This window comes from Delftia sp. ZNC0008 (assembly GCF_000799035.1).
GTDB lineage: Bacteria > Pseudomonadota > Gammaproteobacteria > Burkholderiales > Burkholderiaceae_C > Comamonas > Comamonas tsuruhatensis.
Genome location: NZ_JTKZ01000013.1, coordinates 1 through 2,550 on the forward strand (window position 1 = coordinate 1; position 2,550 = coordinate 2,550).

At 68.4% G+C, this 2,550-nt stretch carries 2 protein-coding genes; one reads left to right on the forward strand and one right to left on the reverse strand.

Annotated features, from left to right (window positions below; genetic code table 11):
- Positions 1–955 (reverse strand): cache domain-containing protein (locus L995_RS00285; protein ID WP_047468029.1); only part of this gene is annotated, 955 nt, incomplete at its 3' end.
- Between the two features lie 223 nt (positions 956–1,178).
- On the opposite strand from L995_RS00285, the gene L995_RS00290 reads away from it, so the two are divergent.
- A complete protein-coding gene (locus tag L995_RS00290; RefSeq protein ID WP_043791482.1) occupies positions 1,179–2,507 on the forward strand; it encodes a dicarboxylate/amino acid:cation symporter in 1,329 nt (442 codons plus the stop codon).
- Positions 2,508–2,550: the final 43 nt, after the last annotated feature.

Genomic DNA, 2,550 nt, shown 5'->3' on the forward strand with positions numbered 1-2,550 from the left:
CCAGCATGCCCAGGGCCAGCCAGCCCCCCGCCGCGGCCGCCGCCGCCCAGCGGCTGGCCACGGTGCTGGCCTGCGTGTCATGCAGCAGGTGCAACTGCCAGTCGCTGCCGGGCAGGGGCAGGGTCTGCCACAGCGTGGTGCCGGGCAGGGCGGGTTCCTGCATCTGCACCAGGCGGCTGCCTTGCTCCAGGCCCTGGCGCACCCGGTAGCGCATGGGGTGCAGTTCCTGGTCGATGTACTGGCGCGTGGCGGTCAGGTCCGCCTCGTCGGCGGGGCTCAGGGGTGACAGCAGGCGGTAGCGCCAGCCGGGCTGGCTGGCCAGGAAGACCACGCCGTGCTCGTCCGAGGCCATGACCACGTCAGGCGTCTGCAGCCATTCGCGCTCCAGCTCCAGCAGCGCGATCTTGATCACCACCAGGCCCGCGACGGCGTTGTGCTCGTCCAGGATGGCCTGCGACAGGAAGTAGCCCGGCAGGCCCGTGGTCAGGCCAATGCCGTAGAACCGCCCGCTGCCGCGCGACAGCGCCTGCTGCACATAGGGCCTGAAGCTGTAGTCCACGCCCACGTTGCTGCGCGTCTCGCGCCAGTTGCTGGCGGCCAGGGCCGTGCCGTGGCGGTCGATCAGGGTCAGCGTGGACGACTGGCTGGCGCCGTTGGCCTGCTCCAGCTTGCGGTTCAGGGCATCGACCTCGGCGGCGGACAGCGGGTGGGTGAGGGCGGCGCGCAACTGCGCATCCAGCGCCAGCACCTCGGGCAGGGTTCGGTAGCGGTCTATGCGCTGGCCCAGGGCCTGGGCGTAGAGGCTGAGCTGGCGCTGCACGCTTTCGGCCTCGCCGCGCAGGGCGCGGTGGTAGACCAGCTCCCCGGCCAGCAGCATGCAGGCGAGCATGCCGCCGAACAGCAGCAGCAGGGTCCAGAAGGAGCGGCGTGAAGGGCGTCGAACGGGTTGGGGCATGGTGGTCTGGGCCCGATTGGGCGCCAGCTTGGTGCCTTCCAGGGACGGGAAGGGGTTGGGGATTACCCTGATTCTGCGTCCATTCTCCCTGGGAGAGCGCCTGCGCCTAATACCAATAGGTTATCGGCGCCGGAGGATGCCAGCGGTACAACCTGCACCTTCCCGCAACTTGCCGCACCTCGGTGGTGCGTCAACCCCACAGAAATCCTGCCGGAGCCGCACCATGCATGCCGTCCCCACCCACGCCGCCAGCCCCGAGCGGCTGCCCTTCTACCGCCAGCTGTATTTCCAGGTGGTGGTCGCCATCGTGGCGGGCGTGCTGCTCGGCCACTTCGAGCCCCAGTACGCCGAGCAGTTCAAGCCGCTGGGCGACGCCTTCATCAAGCTGGTGAAGATGATCATCGCGCCGGTGATCTTCCTGACCATCGTCACCGGCATTGCGGGCATGACGCACCTGCGCACGGTGGGCCGGGTGTTCCTCAAGGCCATGGCCTACTTCCTGTTCTTCTCCACGCTGGCCCTGGTGGTCGGCATGGTGGTGGCGCACGTGGTGCAGCCTGGCGCGGGCATGAACATCAACCCGGCCGACCTGGACCAGGCCGCCGTCAAGGGCTATGTGGCCAAGTCGCATGAGCTGACGCTCACCGGCTTTGCCATGGACATCATCCCCAAGACGCTGGTCAGCCCCTTCGTGGGCGACAACATCCTGCAGGTGCTGTTCGTGGCCGTGCTGTTCGGCATCTCGCTGGCCATGGTCGGCGACGCCGGCAAGCCCGTGCTCAACTTCCTGGAGGCGCTGACGGCCCCCGTGTTCAAGCTGGTCGGCATCCTGATGAAGGCTGCGCCGCTGGGCGCCTTCGGCGCCATCGCCTTCACCATCGGCAAGTTCGGCCTGGGTTCGCTGGTCAACCTGGCCTGGCTGGTGGGCTCGTTCTACATCACCTCGCTGCTCTTCGTGGTCGTGGTGCTGGGCTTCGTGGCGCGGCTGTGCGGCTTCTCGGTGCTCAAGCTGGCACGCTACCTGAAGGCCGAGCTGCTGCTGGTGCTGGGCACCTCGTCCTCGGAATCGGCCCTGCCTTCGCTGATGCAGAAGATGGAGCGCGCCGGCTGCGGCAAGTCCGTCGTGGGCCTGGTCGTTCCCACGGGCTACTCCTTCAACCTGGACGGCACCAACATCTACATGACGCTGGCCGCGCTGTTCATCGCCCAGGCCACCAACACCCACCTGACCCTGGGCCACGAGATCGCGCTGCTGCTGGTGGCCATGCTCAGCTCCAAGGGCGCTGCCGGCGTGACCGGCGCGGGCTTCATCACGCTGGCCGCCACGCTGGCCGTGGTGCCCGAGGTGCCGGTGGCGGGCATGGCCCTGATCCTGGGCGTGGACCGCTTCATGAGCGAGTGCCGCTCGCTGACCAACTTCATGGGCAACGCCGTGGCCACCGTGGTGGTCTCGCGCTGGGAAAACGAGCTGGACTACAGCAAGCTCAACGCCGCCCTGGACGGAGAGCCTGTGCAGGCCCTGCCTTCCGAGGCCGCCGTGGCCAAGGCCTGAGAACGCCCTTGCCAGGGCAAGGGCCGGCAACGGCCTAACGCGG